Source organism: Bacillota bacterium (assembly GCA_013178305.1).
Lineage (GTDB): Bacteria > Bacillota > Sulfobacillia > JABLXB01 > JABLXB01 > JABLXB01.
This window is the reverse complement of record JABLXB010000004.1, coordinates 98,272-124,456: the sequence shown is the minus strand read 5'-3', so window position 1 is coordinate 124,456 and position 26,185 is coordinate 98,272. Positions and strand designations below refer to the sequence as shown.

Sequence of the window (26,185 nt, the reverse complement as noted above, 5' to 3'; positions counted from 1 at the left end):
TCCGTGTCAGTCAAAGTAGAACACCGGAGTGCCCCACCCCGTATTTGTCGCAGGCATCACTACCCATACCTGCGACGCGTGTTGCGCCTCGAAGGGCCCGACCTCAAGGGAAGGCTCCTTGGTTTATAATCATGGGAATTACCTTTACCACGGGTGAGATCAAAGCCGTGTGCAGGAGACTGGGCCTGTCCGCGAAACGCAAAGGAGGCTTTATCTGGGAAGGGGTAGGCCATGACGGCAAGTACAGGCGCACCACGATCCACGAACACAGCGACGGTGAGCCGCCCAGGACCGGGACTGCCGCCGCGATTGCCCGGCAGCTCCTGTTCGATGACCTTGCTGACATGAAGGACTTCTCCCTCAATTAGAAGCGCCCATTCTGACAGGGCAGGAGTTTTCCATCGCGTTGTAGAATGCTTCAAGTGGGCTGCTGGGTTGTCCTGTTGTGATTCTCTTAAACGATTCCAGGCAGGTAGGGTGCGATGCCGTTTTTCAGAGTGGAAAAACAGAGGCTCTACCAGTCGGTCGTCGAACAGCTGGTGGAGTTCGTCAAAAACGGGGGAGTAAGCCCCGGCCAGCGGTTTCCGTCGGAGCGCGAGCTCGAGAAACAGCTTGGAGTCAGCAGGGGGATACTCCGCGAAGCGTTCCGCGTGCTCGAGGTGAGGGGCCTGATCGAGAGCAGGCCCGGAGGCGGCCGGTTCCTTCGAGAGGTGACGCCCCCTGTTCTGTTCCAGGATGGGACCACGCTGTATGCGCTGGAGAAATCCGTGCTCCTCGACATTGCGGAGGCCAGAATGGCGCTGGAGGTCACAGTGGCCCGGCTCGCCGCCCAGCGCGCCACCGAAGAGGACATCGGCAACATGTCCCAGGTCATTGAGTCATTCTACAGCGCCAGCGACCCCGAACCCGGTGAGGACAGGGACCTCGACTTCCACCTTTCAATCGCGCGGGCGACGCACAACTTCGTGCTCCACGAACTCGTCAAGATGCAGATGAACCTCCTCAGGGAGTACCACCAGCAGGCGCATCTCAACCGGCAGAAATGGGAAGCGCTTTGCGCCGAGCACAAGCGAATCCTCCAGGCGATAGCGAGCCGTGACGCGGAGGCGGCGGCCGGGGCGATGGACGAGCACCTGCGCGGGCTCAGGGAAGCGATCGTGCAGGCGGGTGAAAGTAACGGCGAGGGGTGAGAGCTTGAGGATCAAGGACCATCCGATTCTGACGTTTCCGGAACGGAAGAAGGTGACGATCTACTACGAGGGCAAGCCCATCGACGCCTACGAGGGCGAGCCCATAGCCGCCGCGCTCCACGCGGCCGGCGTGAGGGTGCTCCGGCTGAGCGCCGAGATGCACAGGCCCAGGGGATTCTTCTGCGCCATAGGCAACTGCTCGTCGTGTCTTATGGAGGTGGATGGCATACCCAACGTGCGGGTGTGTGTGGAGAAAGTCCGCGACGGGATGCGGGTGACGCAGCAAAAAGGCAAGGGCGTCCTGCCGCCGGTGGGTGGTGTGAAGAAATGAGGCAGACGGAGATTGCGGTGATCGGCGCGGGACCGGCGGGGCTTTGCGCGGCGCTCGCGGCGGCGTCGTGCGGCGCCCAGGTTACGCTCATCGACCGGGAGGACAGGCTCGGCGGGCAGCTCATCAAGCAGACCCACAAGTTTTTCGGGTCGCAGAAGCAGTCCGCGGGCACGAGGGGCATCGTGATCGGGCGTGACCTCGGAGAGAAGGTGATGAGCCACCCGAAGATCGACGTCATGCTCGAGTGCACGGCCCTCGGGTATTATCCAGACAACATCATAACCCTCGAACAGAACGAGAGGTTCCTGAAGCTCAAGACACAACGCCTCGTCGTCGTGACCGGGGCCTCCGAGAAGATGCTGGCGTTTCCGAACAACGACCTGCCCGGCATATACGGGGCCGGCGCTGTTCAAACCCTCATGAACGTGCACGGGATCGAGCCCGGCAAGTGCGTGCTCATGGTCGGGGCCGGCAACATCGGCCTGATCGTGAGCTACCAGCTCATGCAGGCGGGGGTGAAAGTCGCGGCCGTGGTCGAGGCCTTGCCCAGGATAGGCGGGTACGCGGTGCACGCCTCGAAGATCCGCAGGATGGGGGTGCCGATACTCGCCTCCCATTCGGTGAAAGAGGCGCACGGCAAGGAGTTCCTCGAGGGCGCGACCATATGGAAGCTCGGCCCTGACTGGAAGGGCATTGCGGGGACCGAGAGGTACATCGAATGCGACGTGATGTGCCTCGCAGTCGGACTGTCGCCACTCACGGAGCTACTGTGGATGGCGGGCTGCAAGATGAAATACGTTTCCGAACTGGGTGGCCACGTGGCGCTGCACGACGAGAACCTTGAGACCACCGTCAAGGGGATCTTCGTCGCGGGGGATGCGGGAGGGGTCGAGGAGGCGTCGAGCGCGATGGTCGGCGGGCGACTTGCCGGTTACGCGGCTGCCGCCACGCTAGGATACTGCCCTGACTACGAGCAGAAGAAGGCGCAGGCACAGCGCGAACTTGATGAGCTTCGCGCGGGCCCGACGGGTGAGAAGATCAGGAAGGGTTTGTCGGCTCTGAAGGGGGTGGCGTCGTAATGCTCGAGGAAACCGGGGTCCCCACCAGGGTGGACCTCTCAAAGACGTTACCGCCCGAGGAGAGGCGGAAGAAAGGGCCGTACGCGGTGTTCGAGTGCTTCCAGGAGATCCCCTGCGACCCGTGCTATGCCGCGTGCAAGCAGGGAGCCGTCCAGCCGTTCGAGGACATAAACGACCTCCCGATAGTGGACCAGGAGAAATGCAATGGCTGCGGGATATGCGTCGCGTCGTGCCCGGGCCTGGCGGTGTTCGTTGTTGATGAAACATTCTCCACCGACGAAGCGCTGGTGAAGTTGCCGTACGAGTTCGTCCCGCTCCCCAGTCAAGGGGAGACGGTGACGTGTCACGACCGCGAGGGCCGCGAGATCTGCCAGGGGCGGGTTTTGCGCGTCGTGAAAGGCAAGGACAATACGGCCACACCGGTTGTGTGGGTGGCGTTCCCGAAGGCGTTCTGCCACGACGTCAGGCACATAACGCTCGGAAGGGGGGCCGCCTGATGGACGAGGAAAAGGTCATAATCTGCAGGTGTGAGGACGTAACCCTGAAGAAGGTGCGCGAGCTGCTCGACCAGGGCCTTCACACTATGGATGAGATAAAGCGAATATGTCGCTGTGGAATGGGGCCCTGCCAGGGTAAGACGTGCAGGCCGCTCCTGGCCCAGGAGATCGCCAGATACCTCGGCAAGGACGTTGGGTCTGTGGAGTTGCCCACATTCAGGCCGCCCACCAAGCCGGTGAAGCTTGGTGTGATCGCCAGGGGTGAAGACGGTGAGTAGTACTGCCAAGGTAGCGGTCATCGGTGGCGGAGTCATCGGTTGTGCGATCGCGTATAACCTGGCGAAACAGGGCTGTACGGATGTGGTCGTGTTCGACAAGGGCTACCTCGCCGGCGGTTCCACGGGCCGGTGCGGCGCCGGCGTGCGGTGCCAGTGGGGCACCGAGATGAACTGCCGCCTCGCGCTCGAGAGCATCAACATGTTCGAACACCTCAACGAGGAGCTCGGCTACGAGTACGACATCGAATTCAAGCAGAAAGGATATTTAATTCTGGCCCATACCGAAAAGGAATGGGAGCAGTTCAAGAAGAACGTTAAACTGCAGAACAGCCTCGGTATCCCATCGAAGCTGCTTAGCCCCGAAGAGGCGAGGGAGACTGTGCCGCACCTCCGCACGGACGGGATGCTGGGTGCGACGTATTGTACCAAGGACGGCCACTGCAACCCGCACCACACCACGTGGGCATACGCTCGCGCGGCTAAGCGCCTCGGCGTCAAGGTGCGGAGTTTCGTGGAGGTCAAGGACGTCAGGGTGAAGAACGGTAGGGTGACACGGGTCATCACGACCGGCGGGGATTACGACGTCGAGGCGGTGGTCAACGCCGCGGGCGCGTGGGCCAAGCCGGTCGGCGAGATGGTCGGGGTCGACATCCCGGTTTATCCGGAGAGGCACCACATACTCGTCACCGAACCGTGTTCGATGATCCAGGACCCGATGGTCATGTCGTTCTCGAAACACATCTACTGCCAGCAGACCCCTCATGGGAGCTTCGTGATGGGGTACGGCGACCCGAATGAGCGCAAGGACTACGACGTCGGACATACATGGCAGTTCCTCGAGACGATGGTGGACACCGTCCTTCCGGTCCTCCCCATCCTCGGTGAGCTCCGCCTCGTGAGGCAGTGGTCGGGCCTTTACGAGATTAGCCCGGACGCCCAGCCGATTCTCGGCGAGACGCCTCAGGTCGACGGGTTTTACATGGCGGTAGGGTTCTCGGGTCACGGATTCATGCTGGCGCCGGTGGTCGGCAAGCTCCTGGCCGAGACGATCCTCGACAAGCCTACCAGCCTCGACATCAGCATGCTGGACCTGGGCAGGTTCGAGCGGGGCGAGATGATCCGCGAGCCGTCGGTAGTGTAGAAGCGCGTTGTGGAGCTGTTGTAGAGCGAAGGTTGTCCGGCGTGGTTACCCGGCCACGCTTACATTCACCGCCTGCCCGGCGTTAGGCCAGGCAGCCGATTCTCTCACAGTGGAGGTGGAGGGCTTGAAGATCGGCGTCAACAACGACCTGTGTTCGGGGTGCCGCGTCTGCGAACTGGTCTGTGCGCTGAGGAACTTCAATGAAAACAATCCCAAGAAGGGCATGGTGCGGATCAAGGGGCATTTCCCGGCCCCCGGGAAGTACGAGATCCAGTACTGCAATCAGTGTGGCGAATGCTTCAACGTCTGTCCCGTGGGAGCGATCAAGGAGGAGGACGGGCACTACAGGGTGGAACCCGACGAGTGCACCGGATGCCTGCTGTGCGTCGAGACCTGCCCCAGGCACGTGATGTTCACCCATGCCGACTTCCCAGCGCCGTTCAAGTGCGTCCTGTGCGGCGACTGCCTGAGGCATTGTCCCACTAATGCGTTGTTTGACGCGGATGGGGAGGTGCCCAAGAGATGAGTGGCAAGCTTTACGGCTACGGGGGGACAATCCTCCGCGTGAATCTCGGCACCGGCCAGGTCAAGAAGGAGCCGACCCCGGAGAAGATGGCTCGCGAATACCTCGGCGGCAGGGGATTCGTGGCGAAGATCCTCTGGGACGAGGTAAAGCCGGGCGCCGATCCGCTCGGGCCCGATAACAAAGTCGTGATGGCGTCCGGGCCACTGGCGGGCATTTTCCTCCCGTCGTCAGGGAAGCTCGAATTCGGCGCGAAGTCGCCGGCAAGCGGTGGGTACGGCGACAGCAACGTCGGTGGTCACCTGGCCCCCGAGCTCAAGTACGCCGGCTACGACGCCGTCATTATCGAGGGTATCGCCGCGAAACCGTCGATGCTTGTCATAGAGGACGACAAGGTCGAACTGCGCGATGCCTCCAGGTACTGGGGCAAGGGCTGCATCGAGACCGAGACGATGCTGAAGAAGGATCTCGGCGAGGAGTTCCAGATCGCGACGATCGGACCCGCCGCTGAGAAGCTCGTGAAATACGCGATCATCTCGCACGACTTCGGCCGCCAGGCGGGTCGAGCCGGAGTTGGCACGGTGGTTGGGTCCAAGAAGCTCAAGGCCATCGCGGTCAAGGGGACGAAGGGGATACCGCTCGCAGACCCGGTCAAAGTTTTCGAAAAGGGTAAGGCCATGTTCGCGAGCTGCTTCTCGAAACCCGGGTTCAAGGATTGGACCCCGCAGGGAACAGCCGGCGTGACCGACTGGGTTAACGAGGTTGGCTCGTTCCCGACGAAGAACTTCTGGACCGGATACTTCGAGGGTCACAAGAGCATCAACGGGCAGGCAATTCTGGACAATATCCTCATCACTCACAAGGGCTGTTTCAACTGCCCGACTCCTTGCGGGAAATATTCCAAGGCGAAGACCACGAAAGGTGAAGTCTACGTTGAAGGCCCCGAGTACGAGACAATTGGTATGATGGGGGGGAACCTCCTCGTCGGTAAGATCGAGGAGGTTGCACACCTCAACTATGTGGCCGACGAGCTCGGGATCGACACCATCTCCGGCGGCAGTGTCCTGGCGTTCGCGCTGGAGTGCTTCGAGAAAGGGATCATCACGGAGGAGATGGCCGGTCGGAAGCTCGAGTGGGGTGACGTTGACGCCGGAATCTATCTGCTCGAGAAAATCGCGAAACGCGAGGGCATCGGCGACCTCCTCGCAGAGGGCACCAGGGAGGCGGCGAAGAGACTCGGCAAGGGCTCCGAGAAGTTTGCCATCCAGGTGAAGGGACTCGAAGTGAGCGCGTATGAACCGCGGTATGCCCCGGCGATGGCGCTTGCGTTTATGACCGCCGACGTCGGCGCGCACCACAACAGGGCGTGGGCCATCACCTACGACGTGCAGGTCGGCCGCGATAAGCTGGAGGGCAAGGCCAAGAGGGTCATCGAGCTCCAGCATATCAGGCCGCTTTTCGACACCCTCGGGCTGTGCAGGCTGCCTTGGGTGGAGATCGGGTTCGAGCTCGATAACTACGCCCAGATCTTCCCGATCGTGACCGGCATGAACTACACCTGGGAAGAGCTCCTCGGAATAAGCGAGAGGATCTGGAACCTGACCAGGTCGTACAGCATCCGGGAGATCAAAGGATTCGGCAGGGCGTACGACTACCCGCCCCCCAGGTGGTACGAGGAGAAGGTTCCGACCGGCCCCGCTCAGGGTAAGGGCCTGACGCTGGACACGGTAAACTGGCTCCTCGACGACTATTACAGCCTGAGGGGCTGGGACAAGAACGGCATCCCGACCGGAGCGAAGCTGCGGGAGCTGGGCCTGGACTACGTGGCTCAGACTCTGGGGCTGTAGGCTCGCGTTGGGCAGGCTGTTGCCGGCCGCGGACCAACTGAGGGACGGCTGTAGCCGGTGACCCCGGAGGGTGGTTGAGAACATGGGTGTCAAGAAGGTGACCCTGCTGGTGCACGGCCACGGTCGCGAGTTCTTCCCGGGGGGGAAGGAGCGGGTGGAGGTCGAGGTTGATGCCAGCGCGTCGATAAACCAGATACTCGACCAGATCGGAGTGAACCGGAGCCTCGTGATGTACGCGTTCTCCGGCGGAACCCGCCGTGATAGGGATTATGTCCCCGCCGATGGCGAGGAGATGGTTGTGATATCGCCACCGTCCGGGGGATAGTCTAGCACCTCAGGCTGCGGAGTTGTCCCAATGGCCCCCGTGTTTCGGCACGGGGGCTTCGCTTATCGTGACCGATCGCGGCCGCCGGCTGCCGTAATGCCTCCGGTGCTGCTCCTTGACACTAAATAGGGGGTAACTTATAATAGTCGTTGCCAGTCAAAGATTTGGGGATAGGAGGAGTCGCAGTCTCATGACAATTGAAGTAGGCAGCATCGTCGAAGGAGTGGTGACTGGCATAACCCACTTCGGCGCATTTGTGACGCTGCCCAACGGCAAAACTGGGCTGGTTCACATTTCGGAAGTTGCGGACGCTTTTGTAAGGGATATCAATGATTACCTCAAGCAGAACGACCACGTTAAGGTGAAGGTTCTTTCCCTCGACGAGAAAGGTAAGATCGGGCTTTCCATTAAACAGGCGTCGCCCAATTACAGGCCCAGAACCGCGCCTCGCCGCGACAGAGCCTCGTTTGAAGACAAGCTTAACAGGTTTATGAAGGACAGCGATGAGCGGCTTTCCGATCTCAAGAAGAACACCGACTCCAAGCGTGGCGGGAGGGGACGCCGCGGGGACTTCATTTAGAGGTTTTGGTAACCGGATTGATTTCTGACAACGGAGTCATGGTATATTTGTTGCAGCACATTTGACTGCGTCATTGACTACGTCTTTGAGCGCAGTCGTTTCATAAGATGGCGCAATTGTAGTACACTTGGTGTAGAACGAGCGGTACGATCCAAACCGAACACGTGCCGGGGTGTCGGAACAGGTAGACGATGGGGACTTAAAATCCTCTGGGACATGCGCCCGTGCGGGTTCGATTCCCGCCCCCGGCACCATATGAAATGTAGCGCGGAGCGTCGGCCCCGCGCTTTGTCGTCCATCCACGGAGACAGGCGAGCGGCCTACAACTCGAATGCCGCCACAATCTCTTTGAGTCCCTGGGCCATCGACGCGAGCGACTGAGCCGAATTCGCCATCTCCTCAATGGAGGCGTTCACCTCTTCCGCCGAAGCGGATACCTCCTCCACTGCTGCAGCATTTTTCTCGGCCCCCTTCGATATCGCGTCCGCTGAACTCAGCACCTGCGAACTCGATGCCGACATCTCTTCTGTTGCGGCCGTCGCTTCCTCAACCACCGAAGCACTCGAGTCCACGGCCGCCATTGCGGCCTTGCCGGCATCCTGTACCTCGCCCAGCGACTCCCTGATCCTCTCGAACTCCACGCCGGCGTTCTCCACTGCACTTACTATCTTCCCGAGGATCTCACGGGCTTCCGACGCCAGTTTGAACCCTTCCTGTACCGCCTCCGCCCCAACCCCAACCGACCTCACGGAGGCGTCCGTGCTCTTCCGTATGTCGGAGATCAAGCCGGCTATCTCCTTGGTCGACTTACTCGACCTCTCGGCCAGTCTCCTTACCTCGTCCGCAACCACCGCAAAGCCTCTGCCGTGCTCTCCCGCCCTCGCCGCCTCTATCGCGGCGTTCAACGCGAGGAGGTTCGTCTGGTCGGCTATGTCGCTGATCACCTGCACGATCTCGACTATCCGCTGCGAGTGCTCCGCCAGGCCGTTGATGTTTGAACGGATGTCGTCGCTCGTCTTCGATATCGTCTCCATTCCAGCCACGGTCTTCTCTATGGCCTGTCTGCCCGTCTGCGCGCATTCCCTCGCGGTCTCAGCCGCCACGGCTACCTGCTCTGACGCCGACCCGATCCGCTCGACCGCCTTCACCATTCCGTCTACGCTTCTCGTGGCATCCGAGAGGCTCTTCGACTGGCTCTGAGCCCCCTGAGCGACCTGGTCGATGGCGCTGCTGAGTTGCGACAGCACCTTGCCCGTCTCGCGGGCGCCATCGGCCTGGGCGTTCGTCTCCTTCGCCACCTGCTGTATCGACGCCGACACCTGCTGGATCGCGTTAGAAGCCTCCTCCGAGGTTGCTGACAACTGTTCACTTGAGGCCGCTACCTGCTCAGCCGATTTGGAAGTCTTCCTTACGATCTCTCTCAAGCTATCCAGCATTCCCTTGAACGCGGCGGTGAGTTGTCCAATCTCGTCCTTGCTCTTCACGACGGGCACGTCCACCGTCAGGTCCCCGCCCGCCATGGACGTCGCGGCCGCCGTCAGGGCGCCGAGCGGCCTCACTATCGACCGCGCCATGAGCATGCCCGTGCCGACCGCGAATACCGCCGCCACCACTGTGATGATGAGGGTCACTGTCTGAACCGAATCCGCCGTCCGCTTCGCTTCCACCCTGGCTACGTTCGCCTGTCCTTTGGCGAGCGTCACCCAGCTGTTCAACACGTCACTCAGGCGCTTTTCGAGTTCTGCACTCATGTAAAGGTCACGGTTAAGGGCAACCGTGTCACTGGCTTTCGTATGAGTGACTATGTCGGCGGCGACAGCGTTGTACTCATCGATCTGGGCGCGGGCGTTCGCCAGGAGCTGCCGGTCTTGTTCCGACTGCGCAATCTGTTCAGCCCGGGCAAGTAGCGCCGCGGTGTTGTTCTCATGCTCCTGCGCCTCGCTGAGATACGTCTCCTCGCGAGTCTCAGCGTAGTTGGTCACTGCGACGATTCTCTTTGCGACCTGGGCGTCCAGCTCGTGGATAACGGTGATGGCTTCAACGTGGTGGTCAAGGATCTGGTCGCGATAGGTGGAATCAACTTGCCGGATTCCGTTCGTTCCGTAGAGGCCCACTGCTGCCAGTGCCAGGACGAGCACGGCATAACCGCCCGCGATCCTGGCTCCTACCCCTATCTTCATGTCCAAACCCCCGTTTGCTCCCCGGCCGCTGCAAGTAGGAGTGCTGCTACTACAGCTCGATCCAGGGAGATCTCAGTAATACCGGTTTCTGGGTCCTACTAGACGGTATCGGGACAGCCGGAGAGATGCTTTAGGCCTGACTTGCAGCCGGGCAGGAGGGGGAAGAGCGCGGAAAGGTCTCCGCCGCCCGATGTTGAATCTGATTGGCTGCTAGCCCCGGGTGAAGGTGGGAGCGCGGATATGGATAGCAGGTTTAAGCTGAGCAAAGAAAAACGTGACGACATGATCTCATTGATCAAGGACTACTTCCGCAAGGAGAGAGATGAGGATCTGGGAGACCTGGCTTCGACGCTCATACTGGATTTCTTCATCGAGAAACTGGCCCCCGAGTTCTACAACCAGGGCGTCTACGATTCTTACAGGTACATGACTGAACGGGTCCAGGACCTGCTCGAAATCCAGAAGTTGTAGTGACTAGCCCCCCAGCATGCTCAGGAAACTCTCGCCGGTCTCGGTGGGTCCGGTCCCGAGATACTCCGAGATCGTCGCGCCGATATCGGAGAGGGTGCGGCGGAGTCCCAGGTCCCTGGCGGGTTGGGCCCGGTAGAGGGCGAGGAGCGGGACCATCTCCCGCGTGTGGCTGCGGTGGATGATGGTAGGGTCGTTGCCGTGGTCTGCGGCGACGACAAATAAGTCGCGGGCCGCCAGGCAGGCCAGGATGCGGCCGATCAGCTCATCCGCCGTCATCAACACCTGGGCGTACCTGGCGGTGTCCTTCTCATGTCCGGCAAGATCCGTCTCCTGGACGGTCGCCGCAATCAGCCCGTCCTCGATACGGTCCATCTCCTCGAGCACGTGGTGCAGTACTTCGCGGGTGGGCACACACGGCACGGCGTGCGCGCCGGGGCAGTCTATCACGTCGGCCATCTTCCCGATGAGCGTAACCGGAATGCCTGCTCTGGCGGCAAGACCCGGAGCCTGGCGACCGGGATTTACGCCGTATCCCATGTGGCGTACCTGGTATTGTTCGTTGTATATGTTCAGGTTCGGTGTGACCACCCCTGTCTGGCCCGATGCGGTCGACCTGACCTCGTTGACGATGTCGTGTATAGTGATGCGGGGTCCGCCGAGCGCGATCACGCGGCTCACGGGTACCTCCCCGCGGACTGCACGGGCAATGGCGAGGACGGTCTCGAACGGGATGGCATCCAGCGCCGCAGTCACGTTGAACACGGCTCCAGGGTCTGCCTCGAGGTTGTCCCCGACAAGCACGGCATCCTCGACTACAAGCGCCGGCCCACCGGCGGGGACCGCAGCGACCCTGTAACCCCGGCTTTCCAGGACAGAACGCACGCGCGCGGATACTTCAGAGAAAAGCATCCGGGCGGATCTTGGCGGGCTACTTCCAGCGATCTCGTTGTGACCCGCGTACGTGTCCGCACCCTCGTGACCGAGCATGCACCGGCCGTAACTGGACAAGGCGGCGGGACCGGCCGGCCTCAGGCCTGTGGCCCGGACAACATTCCCCAAACCCATCGCCTCCAGCACGGGGAGGCGGAGACCGGGCGATCTCTCGAGAATGTGAGCCAGCGTGTTTGCGCCGGCGTCCTGTGGTCTGAACCTGGTGACGTCGGGCATCTCGCCGATGCCCAGCCCGTCGAGCACAACCAGGATCGCTCGCCTATTCACGGGCCTCACGCGTCTCCCTCCGGTCACCACGCGGGCTGTAGACGGAGACCAGATCCGGATCATCCGAAGAAACCCGCCTGGCCAGGGCGAGGGACGAACGCGAGGCGAACATCTGCGCGCGAAAGGCGAAGACCACCGTGTCTCCGGTCCGGATATCGAGGCCCCGGGAGTTGATCAAGGTGCCATAATAGTCGATGCTCTCGTTGGAAATCCCCTCGAAGGTGAGGGTGCGGCCGAACAACTCGTCGGGGTCGCGACCACTAAGCGCCGCCCTGGCCTGGGAACGCGGGTAGAAGCCTCCGCCGAAGCAGTACACCCTGCCGCCGAAGACGTGGGACACCTCGGTCACATAGACGACCGCCGGAGTCTCGGGCTGGTCCGAACGGGCGTGCAGCGGAGTCGTGCCCGTGAGTGAGTGGCCGGGTTCAGCGTGTGTCGCTCCTTCGCGGGCGAGCAGGTCCATGGTGCCCACTGCAGTCATGCTGGGGGCGTTTACCTGGCTCACCCGTATACCCAATTCCTTCTCCAGCAATAGTGCGCAACGCCGGAGGGTCCTCATATTGGGGGTCGCGACCGCTGTCCGTCTACGCTCGTCGAACGTGACGCACGGAAACGACGTAACACCCGCTATCTTCACTCCACCGAGGTGTGCGATGGCGTTGGCGACGGACGGCAAGTCCCTCTCCGCTATGCCTCCCACCTGACCCGGGTGGAACCAATCACCACGGCCCACCACCCTCAGGAGTATCGGCTGCTCCATCCCCCTGTTTATGGCTTCCGCGGCGATCTCGGCCGCCTTGTCCAGGCTGAAGACCGTGATCACCTCGGGCTTCATGGAGAAAATGGGGCCGATCGCCTTGCACGGAAGCTGGACCAGGTGCCCCACGTGACCGACCCGGACGCCGGCCTGATCGAGGGTCATGGCCTCCTCCCAGTCAACGGCTACCGCCCTGGCGATCCCCTGCGAGGCAATAGCCCGCGCGATCTCGGGGTTACGGTTCAGCTGCTTGGTCATGAAGTATAGGGATATTCCGGCCGAACGGGCCGCCCCGGCGATGAGACGCGCGTTTGCCTCGACTGCGTCGAGGTCCACCACGTACGTATTGGGCCATATCCGGCCCGACTGGTGGAGCCTGACAGCCGCCCTGATGAGGCCGGGATTACGCCTGCATGTCACGTCCAGGAACAACCGCAATCACTCCGTCGCCGCAGCCAGGCTAGAAGGCGAGAAACCTCGCCGGATTGTCGTTAGTGATCACCTTGACGCTTGCCTGGTCCAGGCCCCCCGCCATCAGCTCCGGCAGGAAAACCCTGAAGAGGTAGTCGTAGCCGTTTCCACCGCTGGATTTCAGGTGGGACCTCCGGGTCACATCACAGGACAGCATCACCTGTCTCACGAAACCCCTGTCGAGCATGTCCAGAATGAGCCTGATTCGCACATCGTCCGGCTGGTAGTTGTGCTTGCCCACGGTATCGTACTGGACGAACGCCCCTCTCCTGGCTACTTCGGAATGGTACTCGATATCGTCGACCAGATCGAGGTGGCCTATCGCGACCCTGTGCAACTCGACCCCTTCGGATTCGAGAATGTCCAGTTGCTCCGTCGCCATGGTGCCCAGGGTGCAGTGGGTTGAGATCGGGACGCCGGTCCGGAGGTTGGCCCGTGCGGCCGCCCTCAGGACCCTCTCCTCCTCAGGGTGCACTCTACTCCTGCTCGTACCGATCTCCCCGATTACGCCCGCCTTCGCGGCCGTGCCGTCGATACCGCAGGTAACCTCGCGGACCATGATGTCCGCGATTTCGTCCACGGTCTTGCTGCGCAGCCATTCCGGATGATAGGACACCTGATAGAACCCGGTCGCCGCGATCACGTGACAGCCCGTCGCGGAGCTTATCTCGCGAAGCCGGTCGATGTCGCGTCCCATGCCGGTGTTGGTGAGTTCGACGATTGCCCTGCCGCCGGCACCGACCATGGCAGCTACCTCCGGGATCATGACCGAAGGGGTACCGATACAGGCGTCGGGGTCGTTCTTGGGGCCGGACAGGTCTATCACCAGGTGCTCGTGCACGAGCGCCGGCCCCAACTCATTCGGGTAAATCGGCCCGAGGACTGTCTGTATTTTCGAGTTCGTTCGGCCCACCTTCCTTCCGGCAGTCGCAGGGCCCTCCGCCGGGAAGATGCAGCATTCTCAAGTAGAGTGCGATATACCCGATCTCGGCTTCCGGAATAGGATGCTTAAATCGCCCTTCTACACGAGACGCGATTTTCTGAGCGAACTCCCACTCTTCTTTGAAGGTCCGTGCTTCTTCCAGTACCACGGGGGGAATGCTGTCGATCCCGCGGCCCAGCCTCAGCCTCTCCAGTGCAAGCGCGAGGTGGTTTACGAACATCCCGCTCTCCTGGTCGTCGACACGTACCCCGTAGTGACTCTCGATTTGGTCGACTATATCGTGCACTTCCGCGATTACCTCGTGGGATGCCTGTCCGCTTTCCTTCAGCAACCGTAGACGCAGTTCCACCGCCAAAACCGGGACCTCCTCGCGGACACACTCGTCAGTAGCTCGGGATCCTTTCGCCCGACAGAACCTGGCGCTGGACCTCCAACACTTCTGACGGCACCACGACGTGCGAGAGGATGCGTTCGATCTCCGTCCGGTCTTTTCGGGCCACCAGTACAGCCTCGGTGTTGCTGGACTGTGGCCCCAGATCGATCTGAACGACCCTGACCTTGCCCGACCTCGGGACTTCGTCTGCGTTCCAGACGACGGCATCGATCCGGCCGAGCTCCAGCATTTCAATGACCTGCGTGTACTTGATCTCGACCATCTCAACGCGCTTTCCCTCACACAGTCTCCGCGTCAGCTGGCACTGGTCGAGGCTGTGGGGGTCGACCCCCACCCGCATCCCCTCGGTGATTGCCCCGTGGACCCCCTTCCGCAGGACCAACGCATGCTCGCCGACGTATGTCCGCGGGCCGAAGCCGACTACGATCGTAATATCATGTTCCTTTTGCGCGGCTTCGACCGACATCCTCGACAGTACGACGAAGTCCCCCTGGTTTCGCTCGAGCGCTTGCAGCCGGTTGGCTGAACCGCGGATATACGCGAGATTGAACGGGACGTTCGCCTTGCGAAACGCCTCGTACACCCCTGTTGCCAGTCCCTCATACCTGCGACTGTACGGGAGGGGCATCAGGCCAAGTATGAATGCCTGTCCACTGATCTCCCACAGCTTCTTGCAGTCCATCGCAGCCAGGTACGTCCCCAGGTGCCCGCGGGCCTCCAGCGCTATCGCCCCGGCTTCTACGAGGAGTTTGAGGCCGTGCTGGATCGTGCCGTGGCCGGTCTGAAATGTCTCGGCGTAGTCCTGGACGCGCGGTAACCGTTCGCCCGGGCGCCTGCCGAGCAGGTCCCTGGCTATCTGCACCGCGACGTAGCCGTCTTTCCTGAGCAGACTCTGGCTGATGTCGGTCATCTTCATTGCCGCGATGCTCTCCTTGGGACCTGGGCCGGTTTCTCCCCGGCCCAGGCCGGGTACGTTACTTTACCGGGACTATGAACAGCCCCAGGACCTTCAGTATGTTGATGGCCACGCCCACAAGGATGGCCGCCACAGGGCCGACTGCCATGCGAGTGATGGGCATCCCCGCGATTTCGTTGAGAATGTAAACACCCGCCACGAGGAAGAACCCGAGGCCGGGGGCCATGGAGTTGCCCGCCGTCATACCTCCAACAAGCAGCGCGATCTCGAGCACCTTGGTCATAGCCGTCCGGATGTGCTCGCCGGCCCTGCGAATACCGGGGTACCTGTCCATAAACCGGGCCAGCACGTCCAGAAAAAGGACCTCGGCACCAATGACGGCTGCTCCGAGGATCCCCGCCACGACCGGATTGGGGGAGAGGAGGGCAGCGCCGAATACCAGTGTCATGCCTACGGGACCGTACACGCCGGTGGCGATGGCGGTTGTGCCCACGAGGGGAATGAAGCCGATCGCGCGGGCGAATGCCGCTATCGCCGCGTCAGTGATGTTCCCCTTCGCCACGAGATTCAGGGAAATGGGGTCGCCGGCGACGATATGTAGTTGAGTGGCGATACCTACAAGCGCCCCCATGACCGCGAGGTAGGGCAGGTTCTTCTTGATCCGCGTCACGCGGTTGGCAAATATCGATGCCGTGTCGACTTCGTGCCCGCCGGCCTTTTCACGCATGGCATACATGAGCAGGAACACCATGCCCGCCACAAGGGCCGAACCCTCAGGATTGATGTTGAGCTTGGCGGTGCCCAGCGGAATAGGACTGAATCTGACGACGAGCTGCCTGACAAGCAGCGAGAATAGGAGGGTGTAGATTCCCTTCCTGGCGCCGTACTGGTAGCCCACCGCAAGGGCTGGGAAGACTGCAAACGCCACCACGATCGGAGTCCCGACATCCCCGAGAGCCCCGAGGAAGTTGACCGGCAGCATTTTTATCAGGTTGACTATCCACTGAAGCCCGACCGCAATCCCGCCGCCGTACAGAGCGCCGATCGCTGCGGCGACAGGTGTACTGGGCGAGAACGCGGCTATGATGTCCGTCGCGAGGAAAACCGAGTGGATCAGCAAGAGTGCGCCCGTCAACGAGACCGGTATGCCGTAGCCGACCACGAGTCCGAAACTGAGGGCGAAGCTGGTCAGGGCGAGTTCTCTGCGCTTCATGCGCCCCTCCAGGAACTCCGGCATAACCGGCCTGAGCCCGTCGTGAAATACTGCGATACCCTTCTGTGCAAGTGCCGCCGCAAGCCCGCCCATCGCTGCCGCCACGATGATCTTCCCGAACAACATGGGATCGCCTCCCTCTCAACCAGAATTGCGCACGTAATCCAGGGTCTGGCGGAGGACCCTCAGGACGGTATCCGATCCGGCCCGCATGGGGTTGACCCGGATCATGTACGACTGCAGACTGGGGTCATCCTCGAGATAAGTTCCGGAGACACGATAGAACAGGGCAGCTACCTCATAACGGGACTCCGCTCCGACCGGGTGTGGCGCCGCTCCGAACCTCCAGGCGTGTTCGAGGACCCTTGGAGCGATTGGATCGCGGAATTCCACCAGCGCCACACTTGATTGCGCGTTGGCTGCGTGCGCGGCTTTCACCTCGGGGATCTCGCCTGCGCAGAGCCGTTCGACCACCTCCCGGACCACCCGGCCCTGGATAGCGAGGGCAACCGGAGCGTAGACCAGGCTGCGCAGCGCGTCCATGGCTTCGGGCCCCTGGACCTGACTGCCGCCGGAGTAGGTCTGTTCCCTTATCCGGCGGATCAACTCGCTCTTGCCGACTACGCACCCGATTCCCTCAGGGCCGAGGAGTTTGAACAGCGAAAAAGCCGACGCCGTGGCGCCGGACTCAAAACCTATCTTCGGCACCCTCATGACGGCATAGTTGTCGTCGCTGAGGATGAACAGACCCGGGTCGGATGACCTCAGCGTGGCGATAACCTCACCGGGACGGCAGCGGTCCCGTGGCGACTGCCGGGTGTGCTGGACCAGGGCCGCGTCGACCCCCCGGCAGGCCTCTCCCGTCTCGTCAAGGTCGTTGAAATCGCACTTCAGGAGGGTTACGCGCATCGATTCCAGGGTAACCCGGGTTGTGGGGTATATCGGGGCACTGTGGACCAGCACGCTCGCCCCCGGCCGGAGACCGGCCTGCAGTGCTGAGCGGATTGCCCCCGTCCCCGCTCCCCGTACGAGCACAGCGTCATCGGCGCCGAAGAACTCCGCGAGCGTCGACTCAACCATTGCGGTGGTCCGGGGCCTACCGAGGGATTCCACGACCCCGAGGTCTCCCGATCCTATGACGGAATACCCGTCAAAATGCCGCTGAATGGTATCGACGAGGCGGAACTGTATCCGAATCGCACTTTCGAGGTCCATACACTCCAAGGGGTGACTCTCGAGGCTCCCGGTCACTCCGCCACCTCCAGCAGGGCCTGGATGATTGCCGGCACGGCCGCTTCCGCATGGTCCGCCGTAAACCCGAAGGCTTTCTTGCCGGCCCTGACGTGTTTGCGGATTTCCTCCGGCTTTGGAGGCCTCCCGGGGGACGAGACGGTCACGCAGCGTTCGATCCCCAGCAGCGCGATGGCCATTGCGAGACCGCCTCCACCGGTGAGGCACGCGCCCAGGTAATAATCGGCGCGGCCCGACTTGACCTCCATCGCGGCCTCGATGTCGCTGAGCGCGATCGCCTCAACCCTGGCTCCGCCGTGCCGTCTTGCGAGGGTGAGGACCGTCCCCTTGTCGACCTGTCCGCCTATCATGATCCTTACGGTCACGGGGATCAGCCTTCTTTATACAATCTACTGATTTGTGTATATTCCACACGCCGGAGCAGAATCCTCTATGAGGGACTCACGTACACTCGCAGTGCTTAAACAGTGCAGCCATGCGTTCCGGGTCGACTACGGTCCTCCATCATGGGGGCCCAGATGTAGACAAGGCGTGCTTAGGGCGGTCATCCGACAGGCTGGATTAGTAGTGAAGGAGCTTAAGAATTTACTCGCCTGAGCAGTATTGCCATTCCCGCCCCCGGCCCCATTTTTGGATGTGGCCTCATCATGGAACTCTCCTGCCGGCAGGGCGTCTTAATCAGGGTTGCTATTTGAAGGGGGGCGTTTCCATAGTGTCAAGAAGAGGGGCTGGCGTGGCACTGGTAGCAGTGGCTGCCTTCCTGCAGGCGACGCGATATCTTAGCGCTGCCGTGTTCGGTTCCGGTATCTCATCATGGAGCAGTGAGCTGTTCGACGCGATGTTCCGGTATGTTGGGCCTGATCTCAGCCGGATGGCGTTGCTGTCGCTTTCGGCAGGGGTAGTGTACCTCCTCTGGGCAGAGATTACCGAGCGCCGGAGTGCTTCAAGGTCGTAATTTGGACAGGTTGATAGATGTCCTGTCTACCCGTTTACCCGGGTTAAGGCAATTCCCGGAAGATGTGCGTCAGCGGGAAAGCCGTGGGAGCGACCCGCGTCATGCCAGAGGTATGCAGATCCTCTGGCCAATCTGCAGGTTCAGCGGGTCGACACCGGGATTCGCCATCTGGATCCGTTCAACCGTCGTATTGAACCGTAGGGCCAGGTTATAGAACGTATCCCCGGGCCGGATTGTATACGCGAACGCGCCCGGCGGGCATAACCTCAAGGGCGTGGGGATGCATATCCGCTGGCCGACGAACAGCCTGTATGGGTCTATTCCCGGATTCAACCTGATGATAACTTCGACTGTCGTGCCGAAACGGCGGGCGATGAAAAAACACGTGTCGCCCGGGGCTACGACGTAGAAGGTCGAACCCGGCGGGTGGGACCTGTGCAGCGGTTGCGGGATGCAGATGACCTGACCTATCTGGAGGTTGTACGGATCCGCCCCCGGGTTCGCCGCCTGGATGGCTTCCACGGTGGTGTTGAACCGCATGGCCAGGTTCCTGAATGTATCACCCGACTTGATTACGTACCGGAAGTACCCGGCCGGGCAGATCCGCCGCACGTCGGGGATGCAGATCTGCTGGCCGATCAGAAGCGCCTCGGGGTTGACGCCGGGGTTTGCCTGAATAAGGGCACCCACGCTCACTCTGAAGCGCTTGGAGATGCTGAAGAAGGTGTCTCCGCGGGCGACGACGTACGTTATGGAGCCCGGCGGGCAGGCGGGCACGGGAACAGCCAGGGGTATGCAGATGACCTGGCCAACCTGGAGGTTCTCCGGGTCGACGCGACCGCGGTTGGCCTCAATGAGGTCGTCTACCGAGATATTGAACCTGCGCGCGATGAAGAACAGGGTATCGCCCGAACGGATTGTGTAATAATTGCCTTCAGGGCAGGGAGGCAAGCCGTTCGTGGAAACGCTCATGCCGCTATCCCCTTGTTTTTGCTACATAATATGGGGGACGCGGTCAATTGGTGAACGTACTACGATACCTTGACCTCCTCGCCGACCTCCACCTTCACGCCGGCCGCGTTGACGAAAACCTTGCCGGGGAATGCGTTACTGAATGCGACCATCGCCCGGAAACCGGTGCAGTGGCCGATGACGAATGAACCGGGGGCGTGGGCTCTAAGCCCCTTGGTGATGGACAGCAGCTCGTGCTCTTCCCTCTTCAGGAGGTGCAGGCCGCCTGCAACCAGCCTCAGCCTGGGGTTCCTGGATATGCATACAGCGTGATACAGGGAGTTCTCCAGCCCCGCATGACAGCACCCGGAGACCACGACCGTACCTGCCGGGGTCAAAGCCCAGAGGAACTGGTCGTCAGGCAGGTGGTCCTCGCACAGCGTCGAGTCGCGCCTCGCCCGGAACCTCTTCTCGACTGCCTCGGGACCATGACCGCGCGGTATCTCACCACTCGTCCAGATTCCGGGCGCGACCTCGAGCGGCTCTTCTGATAAGACCAGATCCGCCCCGAGTTCGCGGACTCCGTCAGGAGTCAGTCTCATACCAATGGAGCGAAGTCCTGTGTCTTCGCGACTGAACTTGGCCTCAACAGCGTTGGGGTGGGCGTACACCTTCACGCGGCGGCCCCGGCTCCTGAGATAGCGTAGAACCCGCGCGAGGCCACCCGTGTGGTCGATGTGTCCGTGGCTGAGTACGATCGCCTCGACTCTTCCGAGGTCGACCCCGAGCTTCCTCGCGTTGGCCAGGACCAGCGCTGTCCGGCCACAATCGAGCAGGACTGCGGAGTCTCCGGATTCAATCAGCATCGATGAACCATGCTCCGCCATGAGGCCCATCCGGCCGACGTAGTTGTCGACCAGCGTGGTAATTCGCAGTTCATTGACCACCGGCATCGGTAGTTCACCCTCCCGGGCTCTGGCACTCGAGCCATGGAACCCATCGTTCGTGGTTCGAGACTCCGGGCGTGGTTCCTCCAGAACCCATTTGGAACGAATACTATGAGAGCAGGACTGGGACGTCCCGTCCGGGAGACCCAACGCGCGCCGCCCTCGAAGCCGGGGGACCGGTTGAAGAGGCGGCTGCCATCTCGCCCTGCTGCGGCGGGGCCGTTGGAGGCGAGGCAATCCGTAAGCTCGGCCACAAGTCAAGAAGAAAGAGTCACCATCCGGATAAGGTGCTCCGCTTTGGTAGCGGAGATTACACACTGCCAGATCGAGGTCCTAACGCTGTACGGCAATACGCTGGGCGGACTGCTCGATTACCTGGGACGGCTATATGGCGGTGAGTTCCGAAAAATCGTGGAGGACTTCCGTCACGGCGACGGCTCGTATTATGTCGAGGTGAACGGGTCACGCACCGTCGACCCACTGCACGAGCTGCACGACGGAGACGAGGTCCATATCCGTATGCCGCTGGCCGGTGGTTGACGGGGGTTGTCGCGATGAGCGCGAGAATCGGGTTGGAATCGACTCCAGCGTCGATGGGATGCGCTCCTGGCGCAGTACGTTTGACCAGCCTGGAGCGCTTGACGCGACCATGGGTTGATGCTAGAATTGAACGTGCTGACCTTGGGGTTCGGACTTTGAGGCGGCGTAGCTCAGGTGGCTAGAGCATACGGTTCATACCCGTAGTGTCGCTGGTTCGAATCCAGCCGCCGCTACCAAATTGAATACGACGGCGGACGCAGGACGCCACGCAGGCGCGTGGCGTGAACGCTGAAGCCGCAAATCGCGTGGACCATTAGCTCAATTGGTAGAGCATCCGACTCTTAATCGGACGGTTGAAGGTTCGAGTCCTTCATGGTCCACCATATTATTCTCATGGAGCCGCAAGCCCTTGCGCTGACAGGGGTCGAGGAGTTGTTGGGCACGGCGGACAGGAGAACCAGACTGTCTTGCTGAATGCGCAAGGGCTGTGGGTCACCCCTGTATCGAGACTCACCCCGGAAGAAGTCGCCAGATGGGGACCTCCGCGGTACGGTGAAGGGAGTGGGGGATTGTGGGTCAGTCTGTCTACGCCGGCAGGTTCGAGCATAGATGTGGTCACTGCTGACGATATCGCCCAAAAGGGCGTAGAGCCCGCACTGGGACCCGTTCTGGAGGCAGTGGCCTCACGTGTTGGAGGCGTTTATCTTCACGTTGACATAGACGTAGTGTCGTGGTCCAAGGCAACAAATGATTTCCCTACGGTGCGTGGCGGGGTGAGCCTGGATGACCTCGAGGAAGCTATAGCAGTGGTAGCACGCTGCACGAGGATCAGAGCGGCAGCACTGTCGGGGTTCAACCCGGAGCTCGACGAGCAAGGCGAGGTGCTCGCTCCTGGAGGGACCCTTGTCCTGTGTCGTATGGTTGCTGAAGAAAACACGTAGCCGACGCGGCGATCCCCACTGATATAACGCAACACCCCCCAGGCCATATTCGAGAACAACATGCTCATCAGATTCAACGTGTTCGAGGCGTGCAAGGACTGGAAGATCGTCGGCCTGAGGTTTGCCAACATAATATGAGCCCGACGAGTACGCGAAGGTCCCCTCTCATTGGACAGAGAGAGAGAAGGAGAAACAGAAAAAGAACCTCTGGGCGTATTGTACAGTTTGAAGAGGTTTCAAGGTGCTGTTCATTGAGGCGGATGGGATATGGGTATCGCGGCAGAGGATTGGCAGCCATACCTACACCGGAGCGGCTTGTTGAAAAGTTCTCTAGACTTCTACCCGATTCCGTTTCACTCTATAATGCACATGCGTAGGAGCCATCTTTGCATTCACGGGAGGTTGACGTGGGCACAGTCATACTGAACGGCGCTGCCATCGAGGACAGCATGGTTGACGAGTTGGACAGGATCCTGGTACAGATACTGACGGGAAAAGGCGAGTCATTTCGGGATTTTAGGCTAAGAGAGTATGATATTTCGCCGTGCAGATCCTGTGGGTCTTGCGCCTTTAGGTCGCCAGGGAAGTGTACCTTTGATGATGACATGCCTCAGATCATTCGTGCCGCAGCGAATAGTCCGCTTCTGGTCATGCTCACGCCTGTTAGATTTGGAGGCTACTCATCTCAGCTTAAGAAGGCTGTTGACAGACTGATGGTGATGGGACTCCCTCTCTACATAGTGAAAGGGGGACACTTGCTGCATCCAACGCGCTACGGCAACCCTACCGCACTTTTGGGGATAGGTGTGGCAGAAAATCCCCTGCCCGGAGAGGAAGACGCTTTTGGAACTTTGGTGGCAAGAAACGCCCTGAATATGCTGGTTAAATCGCACAAGGCGCTTGTACTCCACCCCACGGATTCCATAGCCGACATGGAACACAGAATCCGGGAGGCGCTCGAGGGGGTAGGGTATTGATGAAAGCCCAGCGACTACTCATTTTCGTTGGAAGCCCTCGAAAGAAAGGAACCTCCTACAGCTTCTCTCAAACCATTAAGGCCCTGGCTGAGGAATCCGGCCATAACGCAGAGATCGTGTACGTTATCGACTATTTTGACGGCAAGCAAAGCTTTGATGACCTGAAGAGCATTGTCTCGCAGAGTCATGTCATAGGCCTGGTGACACCTTTATACGTAGACACACTTCCCTACCCCGTTATCTGGTTCATGGAACAGCCAGCCACGAACCTTCGCAATGAACTCAAGGGGAAAAGTCTATTTGCGATCGGGCAGTGCGGCTTTCCGGACGTAACCCTATGTGGATCACTGCTTGAGTCCTGCAGGTACTTCGCTGAATCAGCGCAGATGAGTTGGCTGGGGGGTCTGAGCTACGGGGGTGGACCGATCATCAATGGAGCTCCGCTTGAGAGTCTGGGTGGCAAAGGCAGAAGAATCTCTTCGGCCCTAAAACTTGCTCTGGAAGACGTTTTGGACGGTAAGACGATATCTAGCAGGGCACAGCAGTTGATTGCCGAGAGAATCCCCAAAGCCCTGTATTTCCCTCTGGCAGTTTTCTTGAACTATAGAGCGAGAAAGACTGCCCGAAGCCTCGGCACGGACCTAACCAGGAAAGCTTATCTCGAGTAGCCGAGAAGACGAGGCTTGCGCCCAACTCAAAGCCGGGTGGAAACCCCGCCAGTCTGACAATCCGCTGCGCCACCTGACAGAGACTATTGGGCACGAACTTCGCAGGCCACACCGATGTACACGTGGCCCTGACTGCGGGCCTGCGATTCCCTTGCCCGGGATCTTCGCACAACGGGCCAAGCACAGGCCGAATCCCATCGGCCCAATTACAGGCCCAGGACTGCACCTCGCCGCGACAGAGCCTCGTCTGAGGATAAGCTCAACTTGGTCGAATCACTAATCGAAAGGGGGGCAGCCCTCTCAGGGGACTGCTCCGCTGTCTCTCCTGGAAGGACTACCAAGCGTCCTTTTGCAGGGCGGGACGCCTCCTTGACGGCGCCTCAACCCGCCGACTCCTTGCCGAGTTCATCGCCACGCCAGCCTTCGTCCTCAGGCGTCGCACCGAGGTCACGTTCATCCATGAACCCGTGGTGGCACAACCCTTCAATGATTCCTTCGGCACACTGGCCGCAGGCTCTGTAAACAGCCTCCGGCAGCCGGACTCCCAGAACCTCCTCGGTGGCGTTCCCGACAACAACCCCGTTCAGGCCGAGCAGCAGCATGTCGAGGTCGTTCCCGCTGTCCCCGCACACGATGACACACCTGTCCTCCCAGCCCATTACCTGCATGACGTACCGCAGCGCACGCCCCTTGCCAGCCTGAGCAGGTATAACGTCCATGAAACCGCCCGTGCTTACTACCACCGTAGCGGGCAGGCCTGCGTTCCGTAGAGAGTCGGCAACCGCAGCGCGGGTTTCCGAGAGGCCCGAGTCCGTATGATAGGCTAGCCGCAGCTCCGTGGGCAAGTCATGGTAGACCAGGTGCGGGAACTTCGCCTTGAGATGTGCGCACACCAGGGCCTGGTTCCACCCTTCGCGGACTCGTGCCTCCCAGGCTGGATCGGGGTCGTACGACGGTGCAAACCGTATCTCCGCCCCCACGTTGCACACCAGGACGTCAGGTCGGACCAGTCCCTCGCATTCAATCAGCCCAGAGGCCGAGCCCGAGTGCCGGCCGGTAAGATAGACTACCGCCACCGCGTCGCGCCTGTCGCGTATCCACTTGTTGAGCCGTACCAGCGAAGGCCCGTCTCCCACCAGCGTGCCATCCAGGTCCGTAGCCAGTACCAGGCGTGACTGGCCGCCGGCGCTGTCGCGTCGCACCAAAACCACCCCATATCAGAGAATCTCTCGTTGCCCAGAGGTAGTTCTTCGTAACCACCCCGCCGAACTCCTCGAATTACCCGCGGAACCCGGCGGGTTCACGCGCGTCTGTAGTGACGGGAGCACGGCCGGGTCGTGACGGCTGGTCATGCAGCAAGCCACACTGTACGGTCCAGAACTGCGGGGATTATCCGGATGCCGCAGCGCCGGATGGGTATGCGTGGGTTTAGCGGATAGACCACAAGGAGTGACCCATTATGCGTTCCGTGTTGAAGATGGCTGTTAGCGCTCTCGTTATCTCGGTTACTCTGGCCGGATGTTCGATGACTGGACCAGCTGCGGCGCCGTCGTTTACATGCATGAACATGGTTGACGATACCACGGGATGGGCCTTGACTGAGTCGGCAGTGCTGTGCACCACCGATGGCGGGCTTACCTGGAAGTCCGTGACGCCGGCGGGTTGCCGGTTGAACCAGTGTGCCAGGGGCTTCTTCATGGACGGAAATCGGGCATGGGTTGGGGCTTACGGAGATCGTTCGACGCTCGTCGTCTACCGGACGTCTGATGGTGGCCGGACATGGGATAACTCGGCAATAGAACTCGAAACCGTGGAGGGCGTGGCGCCTCAAATGCAGTTCATCGACCCCTCTAACGGGTGGATGATGGCGCATCAAGGTGTCGCCATGCACCACGAGGTGGTCACTCTCTTGCGTACGACCGACGGGGGCAAGACGTGGTCGGTCGCGTCCAAGACTGATCCCCGCGTGTTCAAGCCGGGCGAGATACCCTTTGCCGGCCACAAGACGGGGTTCGCGTTCCGCAATGCTGAGGAAGGGTGGATTACGGGTTACGAACCGGTTGATGGTACGGCTTACCTGCTCAGGACTGTTGACGGCGGGCGGACCTGGGAACGCGTGAGCCTGATGCTCCCCGAAGCGCACAAGAAGTCGCAACTCACAACGATGCAGCCGGTGTTCTTCAGCGCTAGCGACGGGCTGATTCCGGTCTCGTTTGCCGGCAACCAGATGGAGATGGGATTCTACGTAACCCATGACGGCGGAAAGGCGTGGGCTGTCGGATCCATGTTGAAGTCCGTCGGCGAGTACGGGCTGGTATGGACCTTCGCCAGCATTACTAATGGGTTTGCAACCGACGGGACGCAGGTGTACGTGACGACGAATGGTGGCCGCAACTGGACCGCGGTGAAGCCGGACCGCAGACTGAAGGACGTGAGGGCACTGGAGTTCGTATCTGACAAGACAGGGTGGGCCATTGGCGAAGGCCTCTTGCTCAAGACCGCCGATGGCGGTCACACGTGGGCAGAGGTTCCGGCCAGGGTACAGTAACCGCAACCATCCAGTAGGAGTGAGAGGCCGGCGCAGGAAAGTCTCAGCGAACC

At 60.9% G+C, this 26,185-nt stretch carries 30 protein-coding genes and 3 tRNA genes; 21 read left to right on the top strand and 12 right to left on the bottom strand.

The features are described from left to right. The first annotated feature begins 131 nt into the window (after nucleotides 1-131). From HPY55_10580 to HPY55_10525, 12 genes are all read left to right on the top strand, one after another. On the top strand, nucleotides 132-368 hold the full coding sequence (locus HPY55_10580) for a hypothetical protein (GenBank protein ID NPV71072.1): 237 nt from the start codon (nucleotides 132-134) through the stop codon (nucleotides 366-368). Nucleotides 369-482: 114 nt separating this feature from the next. Then, nucleotides 483-1,190 (top strand): FadR family transcriptional regulator, encoded by a 708-nt coding sequence (locus HPY55_10575; protein ID NPV71071.1) that lies wholly within the window; start codon nucleotides 483-485, stop codon nucleotides 1,188-1,190. Nucleotides 1,191-1,194: 4 nt separating this feature from the next. Continuing rightward, nucleotides 1,195-1,521, top strand: a complete 327-nt coding sequence (locus HPY55_10570; GenBank protein NPV71070.1) for a (2Fe-2S)-binding protein — start codon at nucleotides 1,195-1,197, stop codon at nucleotides 1,519-1,521. Further along, a complete protein-coding gene (locus HPY55_10565) occupies nucleotides 1,518-2,600 on the top strand; it encodes an FAD-dependent oxidoreductase (protein ID NPV71069.1) in 1,083 nt (360 codons plus the stop codon). Before HPY55_10570 ends, HPY55_10565 begins: the two co-directional genes overlap by 4 nt. Further along, a complete protein-coding gene (locus HPY55_10560; protein ID NPV71068.1) occupies nucleotides 2,600-3,097 on the top strand; it encodes a 4Fe-4S binding protein in 498 nt (165 codons plus the stop codon). Before HPY55_10565 ends, HPY55_10560 begins: the two co-directional genes overlap by 1 nt. Beyond that, the gene (locus tag HPY55_10555; GenBank protein NPV71067.1) at nucleotides 3,097-3,375 is read left to right on the top strand and encodes a (2Fe-2S)-binding protein; all 279 of its coding nucleotides are present in this window, start codon (nucleotides 3,097-3,099) and stop codon (nucleotides 3,373-3,375) included. The genes HPY55_10560 and HPY55_10555 overlap by 1 nt, the downstream gene beginning before the upstream one ends. Further along, nucleotides 3,368-4,516, top strand: coding sequence for an FAD-binding oxidoreductase (locus HPY55_10550; protein NPV71066.1), 1,149 nt, complete (start codon nucleotides 3,368-3,370; stop codon nucleotides 4,514-4,516). Before HPY55_10555 ends, HPY55_10550 begins: the two co-directional genes overlap by 8 nt. Before the next feature lie 124 nt (nucleotides 4,517-4,640). Further along, nucleotides 4,641-5,042 (top strand): 4Fe-4S binding protein, encoded by a 402-nt coding sequence (locus HPY55_10545; GenBank protein NPV71065.1) that lies wholly within the window; start codon nucleotides 4,641-4,643, stop codon nucleotides 5,040-5,042. Continuing rightward, nucleotides 5,039-6,886: an aldehyde ferredoxin oxidoreductase family protein gene (locus tag HPY55_10540; GenBank protein NPV71064.1), complete on the top strand. Its 1,848-nt coding sequence runs from the start codon at nucleotides 5,039-5,041 to the stop codon at nucleotides 6,884-6,886. Before HPY55_10545 ends, HPY55_10540 begins: the two co-directional genes overlap by 4 nt. A gap of 82 nt (nucleotides 6,887-6,968) precedes the next feature. Continuing rightward, a complete protein-coding gene (locus HPY55_10535) occupies nucleotides 6,969-7,211 on the top strand; it encodes a hypothetical protein (protein ID NPV71063.1) in 243 nt (80 codons plus the stop codon). A gap of 190 nt (nucleotides 7,212-7,401) precedes the next feature. Continuing rightward, complete coding sequence (locus HPY55_10530) at nucleotides 7,402-7,791, top strand: S1 RNA-binding domain-containing protein (protein ID NPV71062.1); 390 nt, start codon at nucleotides 7,402-7,404, stop codon at nucleotides 7,789-7,791. A 166-nt stretch (nucleotides 7,792-7,957) separates the two neighbouring features. Beyond that, nucleotides 7,958-8,045, top strand: a tRNA-Leu gene (locus HPY55_10525). 66 nt (nucleotides 8,046-8,111) lie between these two features. Here HPY55_10525 and HPY55_10520 read toward each other — a convergent pair. Beyond that, complete coding sequence (locus HPY55_10520; GenBank protein ID NPV71061.1) at nucleotides 8,112-9,971, bottom strand: HAMP domain-containing protein; 1,860 nt, start codon at nucleotides 9,969-9,971, stop codon at nucleotides 8,112-8,114. Nucleotides 9,972-10,211: 240 nt separating this feature from the next. Here HPY55_10520 and HPY55_10515 point away from each other — a divergent pair, with 240 nt between their 5' ends. Then, on the top strand, nucleotides 10,212-10,442 hold the full coding sequence (locus HPY55_10515; protein ID NPV71060.1) for a DUF2164 domain-containing protein: 231 nt from the start codon (nucleotides 10,212-10,214) through the stop codon (nucleotides 10,440-10,442). A gap of 3 nt (nucleotides 10,443-10,445) precedes the next feature. On the opposite strand, the gene HPY55_10510 is transcribed toward HPY55_10515, so the two are convergent. From HPY55_10510 to HPY55_10475, 8 genes are read right to left on the bottom strand one after another with little or no spacing between them, the layout of a single operon-like run. Beyond that, complete coding sequence (locus HPY55_10510; GenBank protein NPV71059.1) at nucleotides 10,446-11,660, bottom strand: phosphopentomutase; 1,215 nt, start codon at nucleotides 11,658-11,660, stop codon at nucleotides 10,446-10,448. After that, the gene (locus HPY55_10505) at nucleotides 11,653-12,849 is read right to left on the bottom strand and encodes a YhfX family PLP-dependent enzyme (GenBank protein NPV71058.1); all 1,197 of its coding nucleotides are present in this window, start codon (nucleotides 12,847-12,849) and stop codon (nucleotides 11,653-11,655) included. Before HPY55_10505 ends, HPY55_10510 begins: the two co-directional genes overlap by 8 nt. Before the next feature lie 28 nt (nucleotides 12,850-12,877). Further along, nucleotides 12,878-13,801, bottom strand: coding sequence for a phosphotriesterase (locus tag HPY55_10500; GenBank protein NPV71057.1), 924 nt, complete (start codon nucleotides 13,799-13,801; stop codon nucleotides 12,878-12,880). After that, a complete protein-coding gene (locus HPY55_10495) occupies nucleotides 13,746-14,186 on the bottom strand; it encodes a PRD domain-containing protein (protein NPV71056.1) in 441 nt (146 codons plus the stop codon). The genes HPY55_10500 and HPY55_10495 overlap by 56 nt, the downstream gene beginning before the upstream one ends. Before the next feature lie 28 nt (nucleotides 14,187-14,214). Then, the gene (locus tag HPY55_10490) at nucleotides 14,215-15,141 is read right to left on the bottom strand and encodes a hypothetical protein (protein ID NPV71055.1); all 927 of its coding nucleotides are present in this window, start codon (nucleotides 15,139-15,141) and stop codon (nucleotides 14,215-14,217) included. A gap of 58 nt (nucleotides 15,142-15,199) precedes the next feature. Beyond that, nucleotides 15,200-16,480, bottom strand: a complete 1,281-nt coding sequence (locus HPY55_10485) for a hypothetical protein (GenBank protein ID NPV71054.1) — start codon at nucleotides 16,478-16,480, stop codon at nucleotides 15,200-15,202. Nucleotides 16,481-16,495: 15 nt separating this feature from the next. After that, the gene (locus HPY55_10480; protein NPV71053.1) at nucleotides 16,496-17,569 is read right to left on the bottom strand and encodes an aminotransferase; all 1,074 of its coding nucleotides are present in this window, start codon (nucleotides 17,567-17,569) and stop codon (nucleotides 16,496-16,498) included. 32 nt (nucleotides 17,570-17,601) lie between these two features. Next, the gene (locus tag HPY55_10475) at nucleotides 17,602-17,955 is read right to left on the bottom strand and encodes a DUF2620 domain-containing protein (protein NPV71052.1); all 354 of its coding nucleotides are present in this window, start codon (nucleotides 17,953-17,955) and stop codon (nucleotides 17,602-17,604) included. 362 nt (nucleotides 17,956-18,317) lie between these two features. On the opposite strand from HPY55_10475, the gene HPY55_10470 reads away from it, so the two are divergent. Beyond that, entirely contained in the window at nucleotides 18,318-18,560 is a 243-nt protein-coding gene (locus HPY55_10470; protein NPV71051.1) for a hypothetical protein, read from the top strand. A gap of 99 nt (nucleotides 18,561-18,659) precedes the next feature. On the opposite strand, the gene HPY55_10465 is transcribed toward HPY55_10470, so the two are convergent. Both HPY55_10465 and HPY55_10460 read right to left on the bottom strand, forming a co-directional pair. Then, nucleotides 18,660-19,532: a LysM peptidoglycan-binding domain-containing protein gene (locus HPY55_10465; protein NPV71050.1), complete on the bottom strand. Its 873-nt coding sequence runs from the start codon at nucleotides 19,530-19,532 to the stop codon at nucleotides 18,660-18,662. A 59-nt stretch (nucleotides 19,533-19,591) separates the two neighbouring features. Further along, nucleotides 19,592-20,464, bottom strand: a complete 873-nt coding sequence (locus tag HPY55_10460; protein NPV71049.1) for an MBL fold metallo-hydrolase — start codon at nucleotides 20,462-20,464, stop codon at nucleotides 19,592-19,594. 291 nt (nucleotides 20,465-20,755) lie between these two features. Between HPY55_10460 and HPY55_10455 the strand changes: the two genes are divergently transcribed. The 6 genes from HPY55_10455 (at nucleotide 20,756) to HPY55_10430 (ending at nucleotide 23,584) form a co-directional block, all read left to right on the top strand. Continuing rightward, entirely contained in the window at nucleotides 20,756-20,998 is a 243-nt protein-coding gene (locus tag HPY55_10455) for a hypothetical protein (protein NPV71048.1), read from the top strand. A gap of 159 nt (nucleotides 20,999-21,157) precedes the next feature. Further along, a tRNA-Met gene (locus HPY55_10450) sits at nucleotides 21,158-21,234 on the top strand. A gap of 71 nt (nucleotides 21,235-21,305) precedes the next feature. Further along, a tRNA-Lys gene (locus HPY55_10445) sits at nucleotides 21,306-21,381 on the top strand. Between the two features lie 186 nt (nucleotides 21,382-21,567). Further along, on the top strand, nucleotides 21,568-21,939 hold the full coding sequence (locus HPY55_10440) for a hypothetical protein (GenBank protein NPV71047.1): 372 nt from the start codon (nucleotides 21,568-21,570) through the stop codon (nucleotides 21,937-21,939). A 407-nt stretch (nucleotides 21,940-22,346) separates the two neighbouring features. Next, nucleotides 22,347-22,916 (top strand): flavodoxin family protein, encoded by a 570-nt coding sequence (locus HPY55_10435; protein NPV71046.1) that lies wholly within the window; start codon nucleotides 22,347-22,349, stop codon nucleotides 22,914-22,916. Continuing rightward, nucleotides 22,913-23,584: a hypothetical protein gene (locus HPY55_10430; GenBank protein ID NPV71045.1), complete on the top strand. Its 672-nt coding sequence runs from the start codon at nucleotides 22,913-22,915 to the stop codon at nucleotides 23,582-23,584. The genes HPY55_10435 and HPY55_10430 overlap by 4 nt, the downstream gene beginning before the upstream one ends. Before the next feature lie 380 nt (nucleotides 23,585-23,964). On the opposite strand, the gene HPY55_10425 is transcribed toward HPY55_10430, so the two are convergent. Next, entirely contained in the window at nucleotides 23,965-24,786 is an 822-nt protein-coding gene (locus tag HPY55_10425; GenBank protein ID NPV71044.1) for an HAD-IIB family hydrolase, read from the bottom strand. A gap of 257 nt (nucleotides 24,787-25,043) precedes the next feature. On the opposite strand from HPY55_10425, the gene HPY55_10420 reads away from it, so the two are divergent. Continuing rightward, on the top strand, nucleotides 25,044-26,132 hold the full coding sequence (locus tag HPY55_10420) for a hypothetical protein (protein NPV71043.1): 1,089 nt from the start codon (nucleotides 25,044-25,046) through the stop codon (nucleotides 26,130-26,132). Nucleotides 26,133-26,185: the final 53 nt, after the last annotated feature.

Bases quoted from the DNA above. Each gene is read 5' to 3' on its own strand.
- HPY55_10580 (NPV71072.1), top strand. From the start codon at position 132: ATGGGAATTACCTTTACCACGGGTGAGATCAAAGCCGTGTGCAGGAGA.
- HPY55_10575 (NPV71071.1), top strand. From the start codon at position 483: ATGCCGTTTTTCAGAGTGGAAAAACAGAGGCTCTACCAGTCGGTCGTC.
- HPY55_10565 (NPV71069.1), top strand. From the start codon at position 1,518: ATGAGGCAGACGGAGATTGCGGTGATCGGCGCGGGACCGGCGGGGCTT.
- HPY55_10560 (NPV71068.1), top strand. From the start codon at position 2,600: ATGCTCGAGGAAACCGGGGTCCCCACCAGGGTGGACCTCTCAAAGACG.
- HPY55_10555 (NPV71067.1), top strand. From the start codon at position 3,097: ATGGACGAGGAAAAGGTCATAATCTGCAGGTGTGAGGACGTAACCCTG.
- HPY55_10540 (NPV71064.1), top strand. From the start codon at position 5,039: ATGAGTGGCAAGCTTTACGGCTACGGGGGGACAATCCTCCGCGTGAAT.
- HPY55_10535 (NPV71063.1), top strand. From the start codon at position 6,969: ATGGGTGTCAAGAAGGTGACCCTGCTGGTGCACGGCCACGGTCGCGAG.
- HPY55_10530 (NPV71062.1), top strand. From the start codon at position 7,402: ATGACAATTGAAGTAGGCAGCATCGTCGAAGGAGTGGTGACTGGCATA.
- HPY55_10520 (NPV71061.1), bottom strand. From the start codon at position 9,971: ATGAAGATAGGGGTAGGAGCCAGGATCGCGGGCGGTTATGCCGTGCTC.
- HPY55_10515 (NPV71060.1), top strand. From the start codon at position 10,212: ATGGATAGCAGGTTTAAGCTGAGCAAAGAAAAACGTGACGACATGATC.
- HPY55_10490 (NPV71055.1), bottom strand. From the start codon at position 15,141: ATGAAGATGACCGACATCAGCCAGAGTCTGCTCAGGAAAGACGGCTAC.
- HPY55_10485 (NPV71054.1), bottom strand. From the start codon at position 16,480: ATGTTGTTCGGGAAGATCATCGTGGCGGCAGCGATGGGCGGGCTTGCG.
- HPY55_10480 (NPV71053.1), bottom strand. From the start codon at position 17,569: ATGGACCTCGAAAGTGCGATTCGGATACAGTTCCGCCTCGTCGATACC.
- HPY55_10475 (NPV71052.1), bottom strand. From the start codon at position 17,955: ATGATAGGCGGACAGGTCGACAAGGGGACGGTCCTCACCCTCGCAAGA.
- HPY55_10465 (NPV71050.1), bottom strand. From the start codon at position 19,532: ATGAGCGTTTCCACGAACGGCTTGCCTCCCTGCCCTGAAGGCAATTAT.
- HPY55_10460 (NPV71049.1), bottom strand. From the start codon at position 20,464: ATGCCGGTGGTCAATGAACTGCGAATTACCACGCTGGTCGACAACTAC.
- HPY55_10420 (NPV71043.1), top strand. From the start codon at position 25,044: ATGCGTTCCGTGTTGAAGATGGCTGTTAGCGCTCTCGTTATCTCGGTT.